The sequence below is a fragment of the Natronorubrum amylolyticum genome (genome assembly GCF_052040145.1).
Classification (GTDB): domain Archaea; phylum Halobacteriota; class Halobacteria; order Halobacteriales; family Natrialbaceae; genus Natronorubrum.
In genome coordinates, this window is sequence record NZ_JBPPFW010000004.1 from 89,151 (window position 1) to 110,148 (window position 20,998).

At 64.4% G+C, this 20,998-nt stretch carries 18 protein-coding genes and 2 tRNA genes; 2 read left to right on the forward strand and 18 right to left on the reverse strand.

The window, feature by feature from the left end; all coding sequences use genetic code 11:
- Positions 1-22: 22 nt before the first annotated feature.
- The 16 genes from wecB to ACSFDB_RS16085 all read right to left on the reverse strand — a co-directional run bounded on the left by wecB (position 23) and on the right by ACSFDB_RS16085 (position 18,085).
- Positions 23-1,093, reverse strand: coding sequence for a non-hydrolyzing UDP-N-acetylglucosamine 2-epimerase (wecB, locus tag ACSFDB_RS16010; protein WP_440771930.1), 1,071 nt, complete (start codon positions 1,091-1,093; stop codon positions 23-25).
- Complete coding sequence (locus ACSFDB_RS16015; RefSeq protein WP_440771931.1) at positions 1,090-2,133, reverse strand: DUF354 domain-containing protein; 1,044 nt, start codon at positions 2,131-2,133, stop codon at positions 1,090-1,092. The genes wecB and ACSFDB_RS16015 overlap by 4 nt, the downstream gene beginning before the upstream one ends.
- Positions 2,130-3,209, reverse strand: coding sequence for a glycosyltransferase family 2 protein (locus ACSFDB_RS16020; protein ID WP_440771932.1), 1,080 nt, complete (start codon positions 3,207-3,209; stop codon positions 2,130-2,132). The genes ACSFDB_RS16015 and ACSFDB_RS16020 overlap by 4 nt, the downstream gene beginning before the upstream one ends.
- Complete coding sequence (locus ACSFDB_RS16025; RefSeq protein ID WP_440771933.1) at positions 3,202-4,605, reverse strand: nucleotide sugar dehydrogenase; 1,404 nt, start codon at positions 4,603-4,605, stop codon at positions 3,202-3,204. Before ACSFDB_RS16025 ends, ACSFDB_RS16020 begins: the two co-directional genes overlap by 8 nt.
- Positions 4,598-5,584: a Gfo/Idh/MocA family protein gene (locus tag ACSFDB_RS16030; RefSeq protein ID WP_440771934.1), complete on the reverse strand. Its 987-nt coding sequence runs from the start codon at positions 5,582-5,584 to the stop codon at positions 4,598-4,600. Before ACSFDB_RS16030 ends, ACSFDB_RS16025 begins: the two co-directional genes overlap by 8 nt.
- A 32-nt stretch (positions 5,585-5,616) precedes the next feature.
- Entirely contained in the window at positions 5,617-6,696 is a 1,080-nt protein-coding gene (locus ACSFDB_RS16035; protein WP_440771935.1) for a DegT/DnrJ/EryC1/StrS family aminotransferase, read from the reverse strand.
- A complete protein-coding gene (locus ACSFDB_RS16040; RefSeq protein WP_440771936.1) occupies positions 6,693-7,241 on the reverse strand; it encodes an acyltransferase in 549 nt (182 codons plus the stop codon). The genes ACSFDB_RS16035 and ACSFDB_RS16040 overlap by 4 nt, the downstream gene beginning before the upstream one ends.
- 870 nt (positions 7,242-8,111) lie before the next feature.
- Positions 8,112-8,218, reverse strand: a tRNA-Ile gene (locus ACSFDB_RS16045).
- Between the two features lie 34 nt (positions 8,219-8,252).
- Complete coding sequence (locus tag ACSFDB_RS16050) at positions 8,253-9,059, reverse strand: NAD(P)/FAD-dependent oxidoreductase (RefSeq protein ID WP_440771937.1); 807 nt, start codon at positions 9,057-9,059, stop codon at positions 8,253-8,255.
- Positions 9,056-11,035, reverse strand: a complete 1,980-nt coding sequence (locus ACSFDB_RS16055) for a dipeptide ABC transporter ATP-binding protein (RefSeq protein ID WP_440771938.1) — start codon at positions 11,033-11,035, stop codon at positions 9,056-9,058. Before ACSFDB_RS16055 ends, ACSFDB_RS16050 begins: the two co-directional genes overlap by 4 nt.
- Positions 11,028-11,942 (reverse strand): nickel transporter permease, encoded by a 915-nt coding sequence (gene nikC, locus ACSFDB_RS16060; RefSeq protein WP_440771939.1) that lies wholly within the window; start codon positions 11,940-11,942, stop codon positions 11,028-11,030. The genes ACSFDB_RS16055 and nikC overlap by 8 nt, the downstream gene beginning before the upstream one ends.
- Entirely contained in the window at positions 11,939-12,880 is a 942-nt protein-coding gene (gene nikB, locus ACSFDB_RS16065; protein WP_440771940.1) for a nickel ABC transporter permease, read from the reverse strand. The genes nikC and nikB overlap by 4 nt, the downstream gene beginning before the upstream one ends.
- A 75-nt stretch (positions 12,881-12,955) precedes the next feature.
- Positions 12,956-14,488, reverse strand: a complete 1,533-nt coding sequence (locus tag ACSFDB_RS16070; protein ID WP_440771941.1) for an ABC transporter substrate-binding protein — start codon at positions 14,486-14,488, stop codon at positions 12,956-12,958.
- A 326-nt stretch (positions 14,489-14,814) separates the two neighbouring features.
- Positions 14,815-15,408: a MogA/MoaB family molybdenum cofactor biosynthesis protein gene (locus ACSFDB_RS16075; protein ID WP_440771942.1), complete on the reverse strand. Its 594-nt coding sequence runs from the start codon at positions 15,406-15,408 to the stop codon at positions 14,815-14,817.
- A gap of 82 nt (positions 15,409-15,490) precedes the next feature.
- The gene (locus tag ACSFDB_RS16080; RefSeq protein ID WP_440771943.1) at positions 15,491-16,879 is read right to left on the reverse strand and encodes a CobW family GTP-binding protein; all 1,389 of its coding nucleotides are present in this window, start codon (positions 16,877-16,879) and stop codon (positions 15,491-15,493) included.
- Positions 16,880-18,085: a GTP-binding protein gene (locus ACSFDB_RS16085; RefSeq protein WP_440771944.1), complete on the reverse strand. Its 1,206-nt coding sequence runs from the start codon at positions 18,083-18,085 to the stop codon at positions 16,880-16,882. It lies immediately after the preceding gene.
- 109 nt (positions 18,086-18,194) lie between these two features.
- On the opposite strand from ACSFDB_RS16085, the gene ACSFDB_RS16090 reads away from it, so the two are divergent.
- Entirely contained in the window at positions 18,195-18,617 is a 423-nt protein-coding gene (locus ACSFDB_RS16090; RefSeq protein ID WP_440772251.1) for a CopG family ribbon-helix-helix protein, read from the forward strand.
- A 125-nt stretch (positions 18,618-18,742) separates the two neighbouring features.
- Here the strand turns inward: ACSFDB_RS16090 and ACSFDB_RS16095 are convergent, their stop codons facing one another.
- Together ACSFDB_RS16095 and ACSFDB_RS16100 are read right to left on the reverse strand one after the other, a co-directional pair.
- Positions 18,743-19,210, reverse strand: a complete 468-nt coding sequence (locus ACSFDB_RS16095) for a group I intron-associated PD-(D/E)XK endonuclease (protein WP_440771945.1) — start codon at positions 19,208-19,210, stop codon at positions 18,743-18,745.
- 162 nt (positions 19,211-19,372) lie between these two features.
- A tRNA-Asn gene (locus ACSFDB_RS16100) sits at positions 19,373-19,445 on the reverse strand.
- Between the two features lie 95 nt (positions 19,446-19,540).
- Between ACSFDB_RS16100 and cca the strand changes: the two genes are divergently transcribed.
- Positions 19,541-20,938, forward strand: coding sequence for a CCA tRNA nucleotidyltransferase (gene cca, locus ACSFDB_RS16105; protein ID WP_440771946.1), 1,398 nt, complete (start codon positions 19,541-19,543; stop codon positions 20,936-20,938).
- Positions 20,939-20,998: the final 60 nt, after the last annotated feature.

A 20,998-nucleotide genomic window follows, 5' to 3' on the forward strand; every position in this document is an offset into this window, starting at 1 on the left:
GACGGCGATCGTATGAGTTCGTCTACCGGTCGATTGCGTCTTCGAGGATCGCGACGATTCTTTCGGCGGTATGCCCGTCGCCATAGAACGACGGCGCTGATCGCGGCCACGACGTCGACCGCAACGCCTCGAGGATCGCCGCCCGGTCGGCGCCGACGAGTCGGTTCCATCCGCAGTCGACCGTCTCCTGCCATTCGGTCTCCTCGCGCAGCGTGATACAGGGCGTTTCGAGGTAGAACGCCTCCTTTTGCACTCCGCCGGAGTCGGTGACGACGCGCTCGGCACCCTCGAGAAGTTCCACGAAATCGAGGTAGCCGACGGGATCGATGATCTCGAGGTCCCGTTTCGCGTCCTCCCACAGCCCGTACTCGCGCAGGGCCGTTTCCGTTCGCGGGTGAAGGGGAACGACGACCCGTCGCGGCGCATCGGCGAGGGCGTCGACGATGGCAGCCAGTCGACTCGGCGTATCGGTGTTTTTCGGTCGGTGGATCGTTCCCAGCACGTATTCGCCTCCCTCGAGCGATCGACGCTCGAGGATCTCGCCCCGGCCCGCCGCTCGTCCTCGAGCCCAGCGGATGGCGTCGTATCCGACGTCGCCGACGACGTGGACGCCGTCCGTAATGCCTTCCTCTTCGAGCATCGTCTTCGCCAGGTCGCTCGGTGCGAACAGCAGATCGGAGACGTGATCCGTGAGGACCCGATTGATCTCCTCCGGCATCGATCGATCGTGGCTCCGGAGCCCGGCTTCGACGTGGGCGATCGGAACGTCGAGCTTCGAAGCGGCGATCGCTCCCGCGAGCGTCGAGTTCGTATCGCCGTAGAGGAGGATACACGCCGGCGACTCCTCGAGCAGGATCGCCTCGATACCCTCGATCATCGCCGCGGTCTGTCTACCGTGCGTATCGGAGCCGACGCCGAGGTTGTAGTCCGGATCCGGTATCGAGAGCTCTTCGAAGAAGACCGCCGACAGGTCGTCGCTGTAGTGTTGGCCCGTGTGAACGAGGACCTCCTCGTGACCGGGTTCGAGTCGGCGAGAGACCACGAACGCTTTGACGAACTGCGGGCGAGCGCCGACGACGGAGACGATTTTCATGCGTCACCGCCGACGTCGTAGATCTGTTCGAGCATGTACTCGGTGACGTCGATCTTCTCCTCGACGAGTCGGGCTCGCTTCGCCGACCATGTCTCCTGCAAATCAGGTAATTCAAGCAGGTCGCGGACGAGTTCGATCGTTTCGTCGGCGTCCGATCGGGAGTACAGGAGCCCGTACTCGTCCTCGAGTTCGAGGAAGTTGCTCATGTCGGCCTCGCCGGCGAACGTATTCGAGCGAACCGCCGGCGTGCCGAGGACGGCGGCTTCGGTCGCCATCGTCTGAGAGTCGCCGACGTACAGGTCGGCGTAGTACAGCAAGTCGTGCATCCGTTCGGGCGGGATCGGCAAACGGTAGGAGTCGAACTCCTCGGGGAGCGGTCGCTCGCTGCTGATGTAGACCGTGCCGTACTCGTCGAGAGCCGAGACGAGTTCGCGCTTGGCCTCACTCGAGAGGCCGCGCTGCCCGACGTCGTGGTGTGCGCCCCAGGAGACGAACCGAACGACGGTGTACGGTTCATCGGGTTCGACCCCGAACGCTCGGAGCGAATCCGGATCGGGGCTGAACCGATCCGGATGAAGATACGCGAGTTCGTGGTAGCCGTCGTACGTTCGGTGTTTATCGCCGTGATCGATGCTGAAGTTCGTCGGCGTACAGAGGCGATCAACGAACGGGAGCGTCACCGACGACGCGAGTTTGACCGGCTCGCTGTCGTTGAACGCGATCACCGGACAGTCGAGCAGTCGTCCGGCGTGAGCGGTCGCGGGACTCATGACGCAGAGCGCGACGTCAGGGTCGAATCGCTTGACCATTCGAATCGTTCGAACTTCGCGTGCCAGCCACTCGGAGAGCAACGAGAGCTTCCGCGTACCGATCCTCGAGATGGGGAGGTGATCGATCCCGTCACCGTCGAGCAGCTGGATCGTGACGTCCTTCTCCCGGGAGAGAACCAGCACCTCGTGGCCGTCCTCCTCGAGCGCGCGAATGGCGTGTTTGAACAGGTGGACGTGCGCGGGGTGGCTGACGTCGAACAGTACCTTCATCGCGTATCGGATTTCGGTCGTCGGTCGTCGGTTCCGATCGACTCGGAATCGGATCGAGTCGTCTCGATCCGGAGCTCTTTGTCCTCGTTGTGCTCCATGTCGAACACCATCGCGAGCAGCATGAAGAGCCATCCGAGTGCGAACAACAGGAGACTCGAGGCCGCCTTGAGCTGGATCTGTTCGTCGCGGTTGATCGCCGCGTGGAGCGTTCGGAAACCGCTGAGTATGCCGCTCCCTGCCGTCGCCGCACCGGCGTAGTACAACAGCGCAAGCGGGTGGAAATCTCGTACCAGATACTTGGCCTGTAACCGCCAGAAGAAACTCGAGAGCAACATGAGAGAGACCTTTCGGATGTACCGCGGGTACATGATACCCGACTGTTCGGTACCGTATATCGCGGGAATCGCCACGTCGGCGACCCGCATCTCCTGGACGTTCAACTTCACCAGGAGATGATTGCAGTAGCCGTAGCCCTCGTAGAGCCCCTCGATATCGATCGCTCCGAGCGCGTCGCCGGAGATCGCCGTGTACCCGTTCTGCGGGTCAGTCGTCTTCCAGTAGCCGCTGGCGATCTTCGTTAGCACGGAGAGGATCGTGTTCCCGACGAAGCGCCACGTGGACATCCCCCGGTGGAACTCTCGAGAGAGTAACCGAGTACCCTTCGCGTAGTCCGCCCGATTCTCGACGATCGGATCCAGCAACCGTTTGAGCACGAGCGGATCCATCTGGTCGTCGCCGGCCATGACGGTCACGATATCGAGTTCGTCGTCGAGCGCCGCCACGTACCCGGTCTTGATCGCTGCACCGACGCCGCGATTTCGGTCGTGTCGAATCGGTTGGATTCGTGGCTCGAGTGCGGCGCTGCTGTCGATCCCCGTCGTTCGGTCGGTCGTTAGCTCCGTCTCGTTGAGGCGTTCAGCAGACCGCAGCAATTCGTCCCACGTCGCGTCGCTCGAGCCGTCGTCGACCACGTACGCTCGGTCGACGAACGACGGCAGTCGCTCGAGAACCGAGCCGATGAACGCCTTTTCGTTGTACGCTGGGATGACGACGCCCACAGTGTGTTCTCTATACACCGCGATCACCTCCGACACCGATCGTGTACAGTCGGTGGCCGGCGTCGGTGATCGAAGGGGCTTCGAGCGCGCCGCGTCCGTCGAGGACGAACAGTTGACCGCTAGCACGCTCGAGTTCGTCCCACCGTATCGATTCGAACTCCTCGTGCGGCGTGACGACGACGACGGCGTCGAACGATCGTTCCTCGATCTCCGGAAGAGAGAGCCGCTGAAGGTCGAATTCCGCGACGGATTCGAGCATCGGATCGACGCCGTACACCGACGCGTTCTGCGCTGTCAGCTGTTCTGCGATAGCCAGCGACGGCGACGCCCGAATCTCCTCGACACCCGGCCGATACGTCAGCCCCAGCAGGAGTATCGAGGCGTCCGAGAGCGCCATCCCCTCGGCCTCGAACTCCGCCCTGAGTTTCTCGACGACGAACCCCGGCATCGAATCGTTGACCGCTCGAGCGGTCTCGAGCAGCGGCGTCGGCGTCTCGAAGGGGGCGATTACGAAGTAGGGATAGAAGGGGATGCAGTGGCCGCCGACGCCCGGTCCCGGCCGGTGGATGTCGCAGTAGGGCTGGGTGTTCGCGACCTCGATCGCCTCCAGAACGTCGATTCCCAACTCGTCCGCCATCGTCGCCAGCTCGTTCGCGAGGGCGATGTTGACGTCGCGGTAGAGTCCCTCGAACACCTTCACGGCTTCCGCGGTCGTCGCGTCCGAGACGCACAGTACGTCCGCATCGGTGAGTTCGCCGTAAATGAGCTCCGTGACGCGCGCACTTTCGGCGTCGATACCGCCGACGACCTTCGGATACGCACCCCGGATGTCCCTGAGCGCGCGACCGCTCGAGGTTCGCTCGGGACAGACGGCGAGTCCGAACTCGCCGATCGACAGGCCGGACGCGGACTCGAGGGCGGGGCGGACGCGTTCGGCCGTCGTTCTCGGCGGGACGGTGCATTCGATGACGACGATGTCACCCACCTCGAGACCCGAGCCGATATCGTCGGTGACGGCGTCGAGGATCGAGAGATCGGGTTCGTTCTCGTCCGTGATCGGCGTCGGCACGATCACGACGTGGACGGTGCCGTATTCGGCGGCCTCGAGCGGCTCGGTCGTCGCCGAGAGCGCCCCGTTCGAGACGAGTTCCGCGACGAGTTCCGGGAGTTCCGGCTCGCCTTTGACGTGACAGTGACCCTCGTTGAGTTCCTCGACAACCGCGGGATCGACGTCGGCCCCGAGGACGTTTTTCGTCGTCTTCGCGTACATCGCTGCGAGCGGGAGCCCCATCTTGCCGAGTCCGTACACCGACACGGGAACGGAGCCGGTTCGCAACGCTTCGATCTGGGACTCGACGGACTGCGCCGAATCGTACAACGACGCCCGGTCAGTTTCGGAGTGGTGGTTAGTCATTTGTGATCCATGACGGGTCGGGGAGATTCACTCCGTTCTCGTCGATTTTCTGTGCGACCTCGAGCGCCTGGAGCGCGTCGGTGACGGTCACCGCCGGTTCGCTATCCGAACCGACCGCCTCGAGGAACGATTCGAGTTCCCTGGCGAGTGGCTCCTCGCCGTAAATCTGTGGCTGTTCGATAACGGTCATTTCGCGAAATAGCGCTCGTCCCCGGTCCTCGAGATACTCCGGCATCGAACTTCGGTGAATATCGATCGACTGGTTGTTGTAGTCGAGTTTGACGAGACACTCCTTGGCGGTGATATCGAGGGTTCGCGCCGTTTGCTGTGTCAGCCGACTCGCCGTCAACGATGCCATCACGCCCGAATCGAACTCGAACAATCCCGTGGCGTGTTTGTTTCCGTAGACGCCCACGCTCTGGATGGACGACGGCATCTCGTCGAGGAGCATGAGGACGATGTCGATGTCGTGGATCATCAGGTCGATCACGGCACTGTCCACGATGTCGCGGTTCGGCGGCGGGCCGAGGCGCCTCGACGTGATATTGATCACAGTTAAGTCGTCGAAAAACTCCTGGAGAGCGACGACCGCGGGATTGAACCGTTCGACGTGTCCGATCTGGACCACTTCCGTCGATTCTTTCGCCTTCTCGAGGAGTTTGTACCCGACGTGGAGTTCGTCGACGATCGGCTTCTCGATCATGACCCCGATGTCCGCCTCGAGACACTGAACCGCGAGATCGTAGTGGTTAACAGTGGGCACGACAATGGAGGCAGCGTCGACGGAGTCGAGTAACTCCGCTAAGTGCATTGCCTTCGTACTGTACTCGTCGGCGACCCCGTCGGCAAGCGCTTGGTCGTAGTCGCAGATGCCGACGAGATTCGCCGACGGGAGGTTGTTGTACACTCGTGCGTGGTGTTGGCCCATCGTGCCGACGCCGATGACGCCGACGTCGATTGGGGGAGTCTCTGTTGTCATTGCTGGTAGTGGTGTGTTAGGGGGTGTGCATTTCAGGTGAGATACTGCGTGACCACCGACGCGATTCGATCGATCTCTTCGTTCGAAACCGAGGGGTGGACGGGAAGCGAGAGGACCTCCCGCGCAGCCTGCTCTGCGTGCGGTACGTCCGCAACGGTTCCGTCGTACGCAGGTTGCTGGTGGATGCAGGAGGGGTAGTAGACGCCCCACCCGATATCGCGGTCGGCGAGGTGGTCCACGAGTTGACCGCGGTCGTCCGAGTGGACGCGGACAGTGTACTGGTGGAACGCGTGTTTCGTCGCGGACGGCTCGACGGGAAGCGCGAGGGCAGTGTCCGAGAGTCCCGCGGAGAGTCGCGTGGCGTTCGCTCGGCGCTGCTCGATGAATCCGGGAAGCCGCTCGAGTTGTACGCGCCCGATCGCCGCTGCAAGGCTGGTCATCCGAAAGTTGTGGCCGACCGTCGCGTGCTCGTAGGTGCCGGTCCGACCGTGGTCGATGAACTGCCGAACGCGCTCTGCGACGCCGGATCGGTCGGTCAGGACGATCCCGCCCTCTCCAGTCGTCATGTTCTTCGTCGGATAGAACGAGAAACACGCCGCGTCTCCGAACGAGCCGACCGGAGCGCCGTCGTACGTCGCTCCGTGTGCCTGCGCCGCGTCCTCGACGAGCGGAACGTCGAGGTCCGCCGCGAGATCGGCGAATGCGCCCATCTCGGCCGGAAGGCCGTAGAGATGAACGACGATGATCGCGTCGATATCCGTCTCGGCCGCAGTCGTCCTGACAGCCTCGGGATCCAGGTTGTACGTCGCTGGATCGATATCCGCAAAGACGGGTTCGGCACCGACGAGCCTGATCGCGTTCGCCGTCGCGATAAACGAAAACGGCGTCGTGAGCACCCGGTCACCGGGACCGATGCCGAGACCGACGAGTGCGGCGTGAAGCGCAGTCGTTCCGTTCGATGTCGCGACGCCGTGGGCAGCGCCACAGTACGCCGCGAACTCATCCTCGAAGTCGCGTACTTCGGGTCCGTCGGCGATCGTCCCGCTGTTAATTACGTCCGAAACGCGTTCGATCTCTTCCGCACCGAGAATCGGCTGTGCGATAGCCGTCATTCGATTCGGTTCTCCCCCTGTAGTTGGTCGGGAAGCGGTTCGTGCGTAGCCGGTGCTCCGATCGCCAATCGCTCTGGGGGGACATCCCGCGTGACGACCGCACCGGCACCGACGAACGAGCCCCGACCGACCGTTATATTCGGCAGAATCGTCGCGTTCGCGCCGACGGACACGTGGTCCTCGAGCGTTGGCCCCTGCAACGCTCCCGCCGTACGCATGGGTGCCGGGTCGTTCGTCAACACGGCGTGCGGGCCGACGAAGACGTTGTCCCCGATAGTCGTGTTCGTGGGGACGTAGACGCCCGTCTGTAAGCTCACGTTCGAGCCGACCTCGGTACGCCCGTCGATAACCGTGTTCGTTCCGACGAGGACGTTGTCTCCCAGGGTTGTGAGCTCCCGGATCACCACGTTGTGGCCCGTCGTCAGTCCGTCACCACCGACGACGTCGTCGTAGATGACCGTCCCGCTTCGGATCGTCGCGTTCTCACCGAGATCCGGTGCTCGGGAGTCCGGTTGATATTTCTGTCCGATCGTTGCTCCATCCATGATACATAATAACGCACCTCAGATCACCAATAAACGAGCTGATCGTTTTGCAACGTAATAGAAGATACCGCGAGAGGGATTCGATTCCCTCTTCACTCGACCGAGAAGCGAACCGGCAGGCCCGGTGTCGATAGCAACGGCAGCGCAATCAGCATCGGAGTCAGTTGAATCGTGAGACAGCGCAACGACGTTACTACGGTCCCATGGTGACGGGAATCGACCCAGCTGTCCGTATCGTTCGGCTCCGATAGAGAGACGAGACGGTAACTGGACTCTCGGTCGCGAGTACCGGCGATAAAGGGATGTTACTATGTGCCAAAGTATCGCCTCAGTAGCGGAGATACCCGCGTTCGAGCGGTCGCGTTTCATTGCCAGAAGACGTCGCGTAACCGATAGGTTCCGCCGATCGGATTGAGCTACACACCAAAGACGGTGGAACACACAAATCCGCCTAATAACCCGTTAGCAGGTTTGTCGTCGAACCGTACCAAATAGTCGCATGTTACTCGTTCGCAATTCTGCAGGTTCGCTGCGACAGTTGCAGTCGATCTGTGACGTCGAACGGTGAGTTTGGGAGCCAGCGTGCAGGACGGCACGAAGTCGTCGACCGGTGTGGAAACGAGAGACCCTCGATGGTGGCCACGGAGAACGAACCGTCCGAAAAGACTTCGCGACGAGCGTGGTCAGCGCCACGAACACTGGATCGTCGGCGGTCGGATCGAGCTACCCGTACTCGCGGCTCACGAGTTGTTCACCGCGAGGTACATGGGCCCTGACGGATTACGAACCTCGGTCGGATCGAAGCTCCTCCCTGCTTCGAATCCGCCAGCGATCCATTCCGCGAGGCTCGCGTCTGCTCGCCTCGCTCCATGGGCCCTGACGGATTCGAACCATCGACCACTCGGTATCTCACACACCCGCACCAGTTGCGACCACGTTATGAGCCGAGCGCTCTAACCAGACTGAGCTAAGGGCCCTCACACGAACGAAATCGAGGAATATAGTTAACCCTTACTCTCCGTCCTGCTCGAGTCCCCCCTCGACTGTTTCACCGAAGAACTCGAGCATCCCCGCGTGGGCCCTCTCGCTCCGGCGTCGACGCTCTGGAACGGTGATCTCCTCGACGCCCTCGGGAACGGCTCGGTCGTACGATTCGTAGTAGCCGTCGGGGACGACCCAGTCGTTGTAGTAGTCCGGTCGGACGTCGCGAATGAGCGTTAGCGCGACATCGGCACCGTTGCCGGCGTTGACGATCGCCTGATGGTTCTGACTCGTGATTCGTCCGGCCGCGTACAGCCCATCGCAGTCGGTGCGGCCGTCTGAATCGGTCGGAACCACCATCACTGGCCCCGGCTCCTCGGATTCGCGAGTCACCGACAGGTCCTCGAGAAACGCCGTCCGGGCCCACGACGCAACGATGAGTCGGTCGGCTATGACGGTTCGATCCTCGGTCTCGAGGACGAACCCACAATCGCTCTCGTCGCCGTCCTCGGCGCGCCGAACTGTCGCCACACCTGCTCGGTGGACGCGAGCGCCGGCCTCGCGAGCGTGCTCGCGGGCCAGTTCGAGGAACTGTACCGGCTGAATTCCGAACGGAAAACCGAGGTAGTTCTCGAGGTGAGCCGACTTCAACAGCGCCGACCGGTCGTGTTCGAACAGGACCGTCTCGAGGGCCGCACGCGAAGTGAAGACAGCGGCGGAACAGCCGGCGGGGCCGCCGCCGATGACGGCGACGTCGTAGGTCGGGACGTCGTCGCTTGGGGGAGTCGTCGAGTCCGATACAGCAGTCGAGTCGGTTGATGGGGCAGAGTTCGTCATAGCTGGGATGGACGCTGGTGATCAGCGGTCGATTCAGTCTCCTCGAGTCCGGTTGCAGCCGAGAGCAGCGTCTCGGTGTATGCAGTGGCGGGATCGGTACAGAGTCGTTCCGCGGCGCCGGACTCGACGACCTGTCCGTCTCGCATGACGGCGATACGGTCGGCGAGGTGACGGACGACGCCGAGGTCGTGGCTGACGAGCACGAACGCACAGTCCAGTCGCGCCTGTAGGTCGAGCAACAGGTTGCACACCTGCGCGCGCACGGAGACGTCCAGCGCGGCGGTCGGCTCGTCGAGGACGACGAGCGCCGGCTCGAGGGCGATGGCTCGGGCGAGCGCGATCCGCTGGCACTGGCCGCCAGAGAGTTGGTGCGGTCGACGGTCGGCGTGGCGGTCGTCGAGGCCGACGAGCGAGAGCAGTTCTGAGATCCGCTCCCGTCGTCGGTCGCGGTCCCAGCCGGCCTCGAGCAGCGGTTCGGCGATCGCCGCCCGGACGCGCTGTCGCGGATCGAGACTCGACTGTGGATGCTGGAAGAGGCGACCGATCGCGGCCAGTTGGTCGCGCGAGCGGTCGTCGACCGTGCCGAGCGCGTTTCCGTCGACGACTATCTCGCCCGTCGTTGCGGACTCGAGACCGGTAATAAGGTCGGTAACGGTGGATTTGCCGGCCCCGCTCTCGCCGACGATGCCGAGGGTCTCGCCGCGGTCGACGGTGAGGGAGACGTCGTCGACGGCGTTCGTATACCGATCCCGTCCGCGGAGACGCGCGAGCCACGAGTCGTCGATCGGATAGCGCTTCGAAACGTCGCGCAGTTCGAGGATCGGGTCGTCGACCGAGTCGGTGCTAGCGACGCTCGCGGATAGGTTCGAATCGAGCGCGTCAACACCCGGTGATCCCGGTAGCGATGACCGTGAGCCGATATCGTCGGCGACCGTCCCGCCGTCGACGCTGACGGCGGCGATCGACTCGAGTTCGCCACAGCGGACCCGTCCACCCTCCTCGCGATCGACCGTCGGTGGGGCGGCCGTCCGACAGCTCTCGGTCGCGTGCACGCAGCGGGACGCGAACGGACAGCCCGTCGTCTCGGCGGCCGGATCCGGGAGCGTTCCGTCGACGGTGGGGAGCCGGTCGCCGGGCGTCGCGCCCTCGAGTCGACAGGCGAGCAACGCCCGAGTGTAGGGGTGACGAGGCGATTCCAGCACCCGATCGGCCGGACCGGCTTCCATCACCTCGCCGGCGTAGGCGACCACGACGCGATCGCAGCGCTCGCCGACGAGCCCCAGATCGTGGCTGACGAGCACCGTCGCCAGGTCGCGGTCGGCGACGAGGTCGTCGAGCAGATCGAGGATCGCCTCGCGCGTCGTCGCATCGAGGGCCGTCGTCGGTTCGTCGGCCAGCAACAGGTCGGGGTCCGACGCCAGTGCGGTCGCGATCGAGACCCGCTGGGCCTCACCGCCGCTTAGTTCGTGCGGATAACGCTCGAGGTAGTCGGGATCGTCGAGGCCCACCTGCTCGAGGAGAGCGAGCGCTCGCTCCCGGCGCGTTCCGCTTGGGTCGCCCCAGTCACGCCGGGAGAGACCGAGCGCCGACCGAAGCGAGCGGTCGTCGGGACGGTCGGCGAGTCGAAGCGCTTCCTCGAGATGAAAACGAACGGAACGCGTCGGCGTCAGCGTCGCGGCGGGATCTTGAAAGACCGTCGAGAGACGGGTCGCGCGAATCCGCCGAAGTCGTTCGTCGGGAAGCGAACGGAGATCGATGCCGTCGAAGGTGACGGTTCCGTCGACGTGTGCGTTGTCGTCGTGCAATCCCGCGATCGCACGGACCGCAGCCGATTTGCCACACCCGCTCTCGCCGATGAGACCGACGGTCTCACCCGCCTCGACCGACAGCGAGAGGCCGTCGACCGCACGAACGGGTTCCGTGCCGGTTTCGAACCGAACCGCCAGCTCGTCGACGGACAACAGCGGGTCAGTCACGGCGATTCACCTCCCGGCCGCCGCGGTCGGTCCGATCGTTCGGATCGAGCGCGTCCCGAAGGCCGTCACCCAGCAGGTTCGAGCCGAGTACCGCGAGGACGATGGCTAGACCGGGCGCGTTGACCAGCCACGACGCCTCCTGCAGGTGGTGACGGCCCGTCGAAAGCATCGTTCCCCACTCTGGCGCGGGCGGCTGTGCGCCGAGGCCGAGAAAGGAGAGGCCGGCCGCCGCGAGGATCACGCCGCCGAGGTCGAGCGTCGCCAACACGACGACCGGCCCCGCGACGTTCGGCAGGACGTGGCGTCGAAGCACGCGGCGACGCGGCGCCCCGGTCAGCCGCGACGCCCGGACGAACGGTCGCTCGCGCATCTCGAGGACGCTCGAGCGAACGACTCTGGCGTAGCGCGTCCAGCCGACGACGGCGAGTGCGAGCGCGAGGTTGGTCAGGCTCGGGCCCAGGATACCGGCGACGACGAGCGCGAGGACGATCCCGGGAAAGGCGAGCAGCACGTCGACCAGTCGCATCAGCGCCTCATCGACCCAGCCGCCGCAGTAGCCCGCGATGAGACCGACGACGACGCCGATCGTCAGTCGAACGGCGGTGACGAGGACGGCCAGTCCCAGCGTGATGCGGGCGCCGTAGAGCAGTCTGGTCGCGACGTCGCGCCCGAGTTGGTCGGTCCCGAACGGATGGGCGAGCGACGGTCCCTGCAGCCGATTGCCGAGGTGCTGTGCGTTCGGATCGTACGGCGTGAGAACGGGGCCGACGATCGCGAGGACGGCGATGGCCGCGACGACGAGGCCGCCGGCGACCGCCGACGGATTGCGACGGAGGGCGCGGACGGTCGGGTGGTCGAGGAACGCTGAAATTCGACCGCCGCGGACGTGACCCTCGAGGACGCTCATGCGCCACCACCACGGAGCGAGACGCGGGGATCGAGTCGGTGATAGGCGAGGTCGGTCAGCAGGTTGACGAGGACGAACGTCGCGCCGACCAGGAGCGTGACGCCCTGAATCACGGGGAAGTCCCGCGCGAAGACGGCGTCGACGAGCAGCGTGCCGAGCCCGGGCCGCTGGAAGACGACCTCGACGACGACCGCGCCGCCGAGGACGTACCCCAACTGCAGCCCGATCATCGTCACGACCGGCAACAGCGCGGTCCGCAACGCGTGAGCGGTCACGACGCCGCGTTCGGCGAGCCCGCGAGCGCGGGCCGCGTCGACGTACGGCTCCTCGAGCGTCTCGAGCAGCGACGAGCGCACGAGCCGGGTGAGGACGGCGGCCATTCCGGTCCCGAGCGTGATCGCGGGGAGTACGAGGTGGGCGAGCGTCCCGGCCCCGTAGACCGGAAACAGTCCGAGTCGAAGTGCGCCGCCGATGATGAGCAGGTAGCCGAGCCAGAAGTTGGGCATCGAGACACCGATCAGGGAGCTGACCTGACTGACGTAGTCGATCCAGGTCCCGCGATAGACGGCGCTGATGACGCCGGCCGGAATCGCGATGGCGACCGCGACCAGAATCGATGCGCCGGCGAGTTCGACCGTGTTCGGGAGATGGGCGACCAGCAACTCGAGAACGTCGCCGTCGCCGTAGTACGATCGGCCCAGATCCCCCCGCAGGACATCGCCGAGCCAGTTGCCGTACTGTATCGGAACCGGGTCGTTCAGCCCCTGTTCGGCCCGGAACTCCCGAACGTCCGCTTCGGAGGGCTGGCGCCCCTGTCGCTCGGCGAGGACCGTCCGCGCGGGATCGCCGGGCGTCAGATGAACCAGCCCGAAGGTGAGGACGGTGACGCCGAACAGGACGACGGTCGAACTCGCGAGGCGACGGAACAGATAGCTCATGGGAGGGGTATCAGTCGTCGGTTTCCGTCGGCCGAGTCGTCCCTATCGCCGGTTCCGGCCCGAACCGAACCACGGTCAGTCCTCGTACTCGAGGTGGGCATAGTCGGTCATCGGATTGATCGGATGGAGATCCGGGAGCGAAACCGACTCCCGGTGGGCGAGCACGTACTCGACGTAGTACAGCGGCAGGGCAACGGCCTCCTCGACGACTCGCTGCTGGACCTCGCCGTAGACTTCGCGTTTGTCCTCGAGGGATTCGGCGAAGTACCCCTCCTCGATGAGCGCGTCGACCTCGGCGCCGAGATTCATCACGCCGGTTCCCTCCGACTCGTAGCGCTGCTCGTTGTCGCTGCCCTCTGAATGGAACATCGCGCGGATGAGGTAATCGGCCGCGGCGCTGTTCGAGCCGAGCGTGACGATCGAGACGTGGGCGTCGCCGTCGGTGAACGTCTCGTAGAACGCGGCCGATTCGACGCTGCGGATCTCGCTGTCGACGCCGATCTCCTCGAACTGGTACTGGAGTCGCTCGGCGACGTTTCGATCGTCCGGCTCGCTGCCGTCGATCAGGATCGTTAGCGTCTCGCCGTCGTACCTCGAGTCGGCGACGAGTTCCCGCGCTCGATCGTGGTCCGGCCCGAACGCGGGCAGGTCGTCGTGGCTCGACCACGGAATTTCGGGTGAGATCGGTCCGCGGGCCGGATCGCCGACGCCCTCGAGGATGGTTTCGACGAGCTGGTCCTGATCGATCGCGTAGGCGAGCGCCCGCCGGAGGTCCGCGTCGTCTGTCGGCTGCTTGTAGATGTTGACCCCGCCGAAACAGGTTCGGGGCGTCCGCTGGCTCGCAGTTCCCGTGTCCGCACTCGAATCGAGTCCGGAAACGGTGTTTCGCGGCGGGTCGATCGCGACCTGTACGTCGTCGCCCTCGAGGGCGGTCACGCGCGTCGTCGCGTCGGAGACGACCTCAAACGAAAGTCGTTCGACGGACGGCACGGCATCCCAGTGGTCGTCGTAGGGAGCGAGCGTTACGTCGTCCCCGTTTCGCTCCTCGAGTTGAAACGGCCCCGTACCGATCGCGACGTCGTCGTCCGCCTCGGTATCGGGATGGACGACGCCGAAGTAGTTGTGCGAGATCGTTCCCGGCAGCGACGGAAACGGTTCGATCGTCTCGAACTCGACGGTGGTGTCGTCGATCGTGGAGACGCCGTCGGGTTCGACGTTGATCCAGCCGGTGGCGCTGCGGTCCTCGATAATCGCCCGGAAGGAGTCGACGACGGTGTCGGCGGTAAGCGCCGCCCCGTTGTGGAAGGTGACGTCCTCGCGAAGGTCGAATCGCCAGGTGTACTCGTCCTCGCGCACCCAGTCGGTCGCGAGCAACGGCTCCGGTTCCATCTCGTGGTTCGTCCCGACGAGCGGTTCGAACACGCCGGTAAAGTAGGGGATAACGCCACCGTAGACGTCCCACTCGCCGTCCTGGGAGGATTGGGGGCGAGCAACTGTTACCGACTCGCCGTCGCCCGATGGGTCGGAGTCACCGAGACAGCCTGCGAGCGTCGTGACACCGACTCCGATACCGCCGAGAACGGCCCGTCGCGTGTGGTGTCCAGTCATGTATTGCTAAATCCCAACCCTATTTTAATATATCTTGCTAATCCAGTATCGTCTTCTAATAAATAGTCTGGCCCGGCCGAACGGGACCGCTGCATAGACTGGGGCCATACACCGGAGGCAGTATCGGATGGAGGGGGTGCTAACGCAGCCATCACGTCGTGTCTCTCGCCTGAAGGCAAATATAGTTGTCTAAATGAAACTGAACTTTATTTCCAACGGCTGCAGAAATGACCGCTGTGCGGACGGCCAGAGACGGCGCTGGCTACTCGAGCAGCGCACGGTGCCGAAAACGAAATTAGTCGAGCCGTCGCGGACGGGGAGTTCGCTTACGCCTCGTCCTGGTAGGCCGACAGCGATTGATCGGTTCCCCCCTGTCGGTGGCGCGTCGCGAGGCCCGCGAGATGCGGCGCTTCGGGGACGATCAGTTGCTCACACGCGGTTCGGCAGGCGTTCGTGCTCCCGGGGAGACAAAACACCGGCGTGTCGACCGCGATTCCGGCCGTCGCGCGCGAGGCCATCGCGCGAGTGCCGACTTCGTCCCACGAGAGCGACCGAAAGAGTTCGCCGAAGCCGGGGAGTTCGCGCTCGAACAGCGAGGCCGTCGCCTCGGGTGAAACGTCGTCTGCGGTGACCCCCGTGCCGCCGGTCGTGAGCACGATGTCGATATCCCGACGGGCGACCAGTCCGCGCACCGCCGTTCGGATCGACGAGTAGTCGTCCCGGACCAACAGCCGTTCCCGCACCTCGTGACCCTCGGTCTCGAAACACTCCTGAATGGTGTCCCCGCCCGGATCGTCGGGATTCGGCTCGTCGGCTTGCGCGCGCGAACTCGAGACCGTCACGATCCCCACGTAGAGCGGATCGATGATATCGTGGCCGTGATCGTCGGTGCTCCGGCGGTCGTTGGTGTCGGTCGTCATAGGACGATATCCTCGCCGAAGGGCGATAATAGCTCCCCTCCCGGGAGCCGCCGACTCGAGCGACCGGGTCCCGACACTCGGCTCACGAGTCAGTCCCTCCGTGCGAGACCGTCACCGTCTCGCTCATCCCCGTCGGTGCAGGGTTCTCGAAGGCGGTCCAGTCCGCCTCCATCTCCTCGTCGGTCAACAAACAGTCGTCGAGTCTGGATTGCAGGTCCTCCATCGAGATATTTCGGCCGATGAGGGCGAGTCGCGTCTCGCGGTCGCCCCACTCCTCGTCCCACGCGAGGTCGGGCTGGCCGCGTCGGTACTGCGCCTGTCGCTCCTCGGAAAAGCTGGCGATCCAGCGGCCGGTGACCTCGAGACTGGTCTCCGACCCGGCGTAGCTCGCCGTGATCGCCTGTGTCTCGCGGCCGGCGATCCAGCACAATCCCTTGGCGCGCACGAGGGCGTCGGGCAGGTCGGCGAGGAAGGCCGCGAGGCGCTGTGGGTGGAACGGCCGTCGTCGATGGTAGGTGTCGACCTCGATGCCGTACCGCTCGGGGGGATGGACGTGATCGTGATCCCCATCGCTATGCCCGTGTGGCTCGCCATGGTCGTGCTCGTCGCCGTGACTGTGATCGTGCTCGTCGTGGCCCGGGTCGTGATCGTCGTGATTGTGACCGTGCCCGCCCCCACCGTGGCCGTGAGCCGAGTCGTCCGCATCGTGTTCGTGCGCATCGTCCTCGTCGAGATCGGCAGCGGCGGTCTCGATCGCCCGCTTCCAGCCCGCCGACTCGGCCGCCGCCTCGAGATCGAATCGCTCGCTGCCGAGCAACGCCTCGGGCTCGAGTGCGCCGTACTCGGTCGTGACGACGTCGGCGCGGGGCTGGAGCGTCTCGAGCAGCGCGACGACCCGCTCGCGTTCGTCGTCGCTCACGAGGTCGCACTTGTTCACGACGAGCAGGTCGCAGAACTCGACTTGCTCGAGCAGCAGGTCCCCCAGGGGACGACTCCCCGTCTCGTCCGGACCCTGTGGCTCCGGAATCGGTGGGTCGTCTCGCTCGTCCGAACTGCCCGCCGCGAACCGATCGTAGAACCGCCGCGCGTCGACGACGGTGACGACAGCGTCCAGATCGTACGGACCGCCGGCCGGGCCGCGGACGAACTGCCGCGCAATCGGTTCGGGCTCGCCGACGCCCGAGGCCTCGACGACGAGATAGTCAAAGTCGTGTTCTTTCCAGAGCTGAATGACCGACCGGGAGAGTTCGCGGCCGAGGCTACAGCAGATACAGCCGTTCTCGAGGGCCAGCACCTCCTCGCCGGTCGTCAGATCGGTTCGAGCCTCCACGAGGTCGGCGTCGACGTTGACCGCGCCGACGTCGTTAACTAACACGGCGATCTCTCGGTCGGTCGACTCGAGCAGCCCGGACAACAGCGTCGTCTTGCCCGCGCCGAGTTCGCCACAGAGTACGGTGACGGGAACGCTCATTTACTCGTTCGCGAGCGCGAGTTCACGTTGCTCTTCCGGTTCGAACGGATCGGCGTACGCGTCCCAGTCGTCGTCCATCTCCGCATCGGTCAGCACGCAGTCGTCGAGACGGTCGATCAGGTCCTCGTCTTCGAAATCGCGGCCGATGAAGACGAGCCGCGTCATGCGGTCGCCCCACTGATCGTCCCAGTCGTCTTTCAAGCCGGGACGAGCGGCGAAGTACTGCTCGCGCTGGGCTTCGGGCAAGGTCGCGAGCCACTGACCCGACGGGCCGGCCCGGACTGACGTGCCGGCCTTGTCGATGCCCATCGCGACGTCCTCGCGGCCCGCGCTCCAGAAAAAGCCCTTCGCGCGGACGAGTTCGTCCGGCAGTTCCGCGAGCAGGCTCGCGATCCGCTCGGGGTGGAACGGTCGGTCGCGCTGGTAGACGAAGGAGGTAACGCCGTGTTCCTCCTGTGGATCGTGGTGGTGGTCGTGTTCGAGTTCGTGTTTCCAGCCCGCAGACGCCTGTGCGCGCTCGAAGTCGAACTGTCCGGTACCGAGAATTACGTCGGGGTCGACGTTCCCGAACTCCGTTCGAACGATGTCCGCCCGTGGCTGAAGCCGCTCTAAGACGGCCTCGATCTCGTCTAGCGAGTCGTCGGGGGCGAGATCGCACTTGTTGAGAAGGAGGACGTCACAGAACTCGATCTGGTCCAGCAGGACCTCCTCCGGTACGCGGCCGGAGTCGCCCTCGAGTTGCTGGTCCGTCAGCGCGGTTCCGGTGTCGAACGACTCCCAGATGCTGTGGGCGTTGACGACGGTGACCATCGTGTCCAGTTCGTAGGTGTCCGTCGGATCGAAGTCGGCGTCCTCGAACCCCATCGCGAACGTCTGGGCGACCGGAATCGGCTCCGAGATGCCCGAGGATTCGACCAGCAGGTAGTCGAAGTCGCGACGATCGGCCAGTCGACCGACTTCGTCCAGCATGTCGCCACGCAGACGACAGCAGATACAGCCGTTCGAGAGTTCGATGATCTCCTCGTCGCCGCCCAGGTCGGTCTGCTGGGTGACGTGCTCGGCGTCGACGTTCACGTCGCCCATGTCGTTGACGACGACAGCTACATCGAGACCGTGGTCTGCAGTCAGCACGTGGTTGAGGACGGTCGTCTTGCCCGCACCGAGCGGGCCGCTGAGAACGGTGACGGGAATACGATTGCTACTCATAGATCAATTGTGAATGTGCACCCGATCCTTGTTAATGTTAGTTATTACGTAAGCGACCTGCATCTCATAACAAATTCTATTATCTAAGTCCACTATGTTCATACCATCAATGCCCGTCGTCAGCGTCTCGATGCCCGCCGAACTGATCGACCGACTCGATGCACACGTTACGGAACACGACTACACCGGCCGCAGCGAGGTCGTCCGCGAGAGTGCACGGTCGTTACTCACCGAGTTCGACGATGAGCGGCTCGCAGAGGAGTCCCTCGCCGGCGTCGTCACCGTGTTCTACGATTTCGGCACCCAGCGCGTCGAGCGCCGCGTGACGGAACTGCGCCACGAACACGACGCTAACATCGCCTCCAACGACCATAGCCACGTCGCGGACTACTGCGTCGATTGCTTCGTCCTCGAGAGCGATCTCGAGGCGATTTCAACGTTCGTGGGCAAACTGCGAGCGATCGAAGGCGTCGAGACCGTCGACTACTCGCTGGTTCCGCTCGAGTCCATCGGGCAGTTGCAGGACGCCTGATTCGAGACGGCGTGTCATACTGCCGGACAGAACTATGTGAAGACCGGTCGCAAATTCGCGGCCGTCTCCGACGGCGACGGCCGCAGCATAGCGACCGACTTCGTATTGACTTCTGTCCGGCAGTATCAGGGTCGACGCAGGTCCTCGAGTCGCTCGTCGAACAGGTACTCCTCGGCCCAGTTGATTCCGTCTCGCTGGCCGTTTTTCGGCGCCCGAAATCGGATCTCCATCGTCCCGCTCGTGGCCTCCGTAACGGGAATCAGATACCGGTTGTCGTTGACCGGATCGTAGACGGCGAAGTACTCCGCTCGACCGTCGTCTCCGCGACGATCGTAGCCGTCACGACGCCGCCGGATACGGCTGACAGTTTCGAAGGCAACCGTCCCCTCGCTCTTTCGGTACGCCGTCTTGCACTGGATTCGGTGAAATCGTCCACCGACTTCGACGACTAAATCGTAGGGCTCGTCGTCGGCGGTCGGCACGAGCACCGGAACGTCGCACACGGCGAACGCCGCCTGAACGATCGCTTCGGTGGCCCGGCCGCGCTTTTGTGGCTCCTCGAGGTGTTCGTATCGCGTGCTTCGGTCGAGCATGCACGGTTTCGCCGCGCTATTCCATATAAACTACCGGACTGCTCGTTACAGACAGCAGAGCGTTCACGACCACGTTCGACCGTGACGGAGACGAAACGACGAGTAGAACGCGATTCGAGTCGACTACTGTTCGCTCTATCGGCGAAAAGACGTATGAAGAAGCGCCAAAGCCAGGACTCGAACCTGGGACAACCTCGTTAACAGCGAGGTGCTCTACCAACTGAGCTACTTCGGCTCATTTCCAAATAGTCGGGTGTGTTTGATAGGGCTTTCGTTTTGCTTGCTCCGTGTTCGACACCCTTTCACGCACCCCTCGAGTACTATCTCCCAATGAGCGAGGAGGACGCCGAGAGCGACGACCCCGACCCGACCAGCGACGACGGCTTCGAGTCGGTCGTCGCCACCATCCACGAGCGAATCGAACCCGACGCGGACGAACGAGAACGTCTCCGTGCGGTCGCCGACCGACTCGTCGCCCGCGCCGAAGCCGCCGCGACCGACCGCTGTCCCGACGCCGACGTCATCCAGGTCGGCTCGACCGCCAGAAACACCTGGATTAGCGGCGACCGCGACATCGACATCTTCGTGCGCTTCCCGCCGGATCTCGAGCGCGAACGGCTCGAGCGATACGGCCTCGAGGTCGGCCACGCGACCCTCCCCGACGGCCACGAGGAGTACGCCGAACACCCCTACGTCAAGGGCACGGTCGAGGGGTTCGATATCGACGTCGTCCCCTGCTTTCGCCTCGAGTCGGCCACCGAGATCCGCTCGGCCGTCGACCGCACGCCGTTTCACACGCAGTACCTCGAGGCCCGCCTCGACGACGATCTCGCCGCCGACGTTCGCCTCACCAAGCAGTTCCTGAAGGGGATCGGCGCCTACGGCAGCGACCTCCGGACCCGGGGCTTCAGCGGCTACCTGACCGAACTGCTCGTCGTCGAGTACGGCGGCTTTCGCAATCTGCTCGAGGCCGCGGCGAACTGGCACCCGCAGGTCGAACTCGATCCCGAAGACCACGGCCAAGAAACGTTCCACGATCCGCTCGTCGTCATCGATCCGACCGACCCGGAGCGCAACGTCGCCGCCGTCTGTTCGCCCGAGAACGTCGCGCGCCTCCAGCACTACGCCCGCTCGTTCCTCGAGACTCCTCGAGCCGAGGTCTTCGAACCCACAGCGCCAGAGCCGCTCACCGAGTCCGAGCTTCACGAGCACCTCGAGCGCCGGGGGACGACCCCCGTCGCCGTCCGGTTCGAGGCCCCGGATCTCGTCGAGGACCAGCTCTATCCCCAGCTACAGAAGTCCGTCGACGGGATCGCAACCGGGCTCGACGACCGCGGCTTCGACGTCTTCCGCGCGACGACGATGGCCGACGACACCGCGGTGATTTTCGTCGAACTCGCCGTCAGCGAACGCCCCGCGGTCGAAGCCCACCGCGGACCGCCGATCCACGTCCGCAGCCACGCCGAGGGGTTCTACGACGCCTACGCGGACGATCCCGAGGCGTACGGCCCGTTCATCGCTGGCGACCGCTACGTCACCGAGCGTCCGCGGGAGTTCACTACTGCTCGCGAGTTCCTCGAGAGCAACCGCCTCTTCGACGTCGGTCTCGGTGCCCACGTTGAGACGGCGCTCGCGGACGAGTACGAGGTCCTCGTAGGCGAGGAGATCACGGCACTACTCGAGGAGTTCGGACCCGAACTCGGCCGATACTTCGAGCCACGTCCCTGAGCAGTATCGGTGGGACCAAAAGAGGCGGGAACGGCAGCAACGAGAACAGCGGCGACGAGA

Bases quoted from the DNA above. Each gene is read 5' to 3' on its own strand.
- ACSFDB_RS16035 (WP_440771935.1), bottom strand. From the start codon at position 6,696: ATGACGGCTATCGCACAGCCGATTCTCGGTGCGGAAGAGATCGAACGC.
- ACSFDB_RS16090 (WP_440772251.1), top strand. From the start codon at position 18,195: ATGCCCGTCGTCAGCGTCTCGATGCCCGCCGAACTGATCGACCGACTC.
- cca (WP_440771946.1), top strand. From the start codon at position 19,541: ATGAGCGAGGAGGACGCCGAGAGCGACGACCCCGACCCGACCAGCGAC.
- wecB (WP_440771930.1), bottom strand. From the start codon at position 1,093: ATGAAAATCGTCTCCGTCGTCGGCGCTCGCCCGCAGTTCGTCAAAGCG.
- ACSFDB_RS16075 (WP_440771942.1), bottom strand. From the start codon at position 15,408: ATGACGACCGACACCAACGACCGCCGGAGCACCGACGATCACGGCCAC.
- ACSFDB_RS16040 (WP_440771936.1), bottom strand. From the start codon at position 7,241: ATGGATGGAGCAACGATCGGACAGAAATATCAACCGGACTCCCGAGCA.
- nikC (WP_440771939.1), bottom strand. From the start codon at position 11,942: ATGAGCGTCCTCGAGGGTCACGTCCGCGGCGGTCGAATTTCAGCGTTC.
- ACSFDB_RS16015 (WP_440771931.1), bottom strand. From the start codon at position 2,133: ATGAAGGTACTGTTCGACGTCAGCCACCCCGCGCACGTCCACCTGTTC.
- ACSFDB_RS16070 (WP_440771941.1), bottom strand. From the start codon at position 14,488: ATGACTGGACACCACACGCGACGGGCCGTTCTCGGCGGTATCGGAGTC.
- nikB (WP_440771940.1), bottom strand. From the start codon at position 12,880: ATGAGCTATCTGTTCCGTCGCCTCGCGAGTTCGACCGTCGTCCTGTTC.
- ACSFDB_RS16030 (WP_440771934.1), bottom strand. From the start codon at position 5,584: ATGACAACAGAGACTCCCCCAATCGACGTCGGCGTCATCGGCGTCGGC.
- ACSFDB_RS16085 (WP_440771944.1), bottom strand. From the start codon at position 18,085: ATGAGTAGCAATCGTATTCCCGTCACCGTTCTCAGCGGCCCGCTCGGT.
- ACSFDB_RS16080 (WP_440771943.1), bottom strand. From the start codon at position 16,879: ATGAGCGTTCCCGTCACCGTACTCTGTGGCGAACTCGGCGCGGGCAAG.
- ACSFDB_RS16050 (WP_440771937.1), bottom strand. From the start codon at position 9,059: ATGACGAACTCTGCCCCATCAACCGACTCGACTGCTGTATCGGACTCG.
- ACSFDB_RS16025 (WP_440771933.1), bottom strand. From the start codon at position 4,605: ATGACTAACCACCACTCCGAAACTGACCGGGCGTCGTTGTACGATTCG.
- ACSFDB_RS16095 (WP_440771945.1), bottom strand. From the start codon at position 19,210: ATGCTCGACCGAAGCACGCGATACGAACACCTCGAGGAGCCACAAAAG.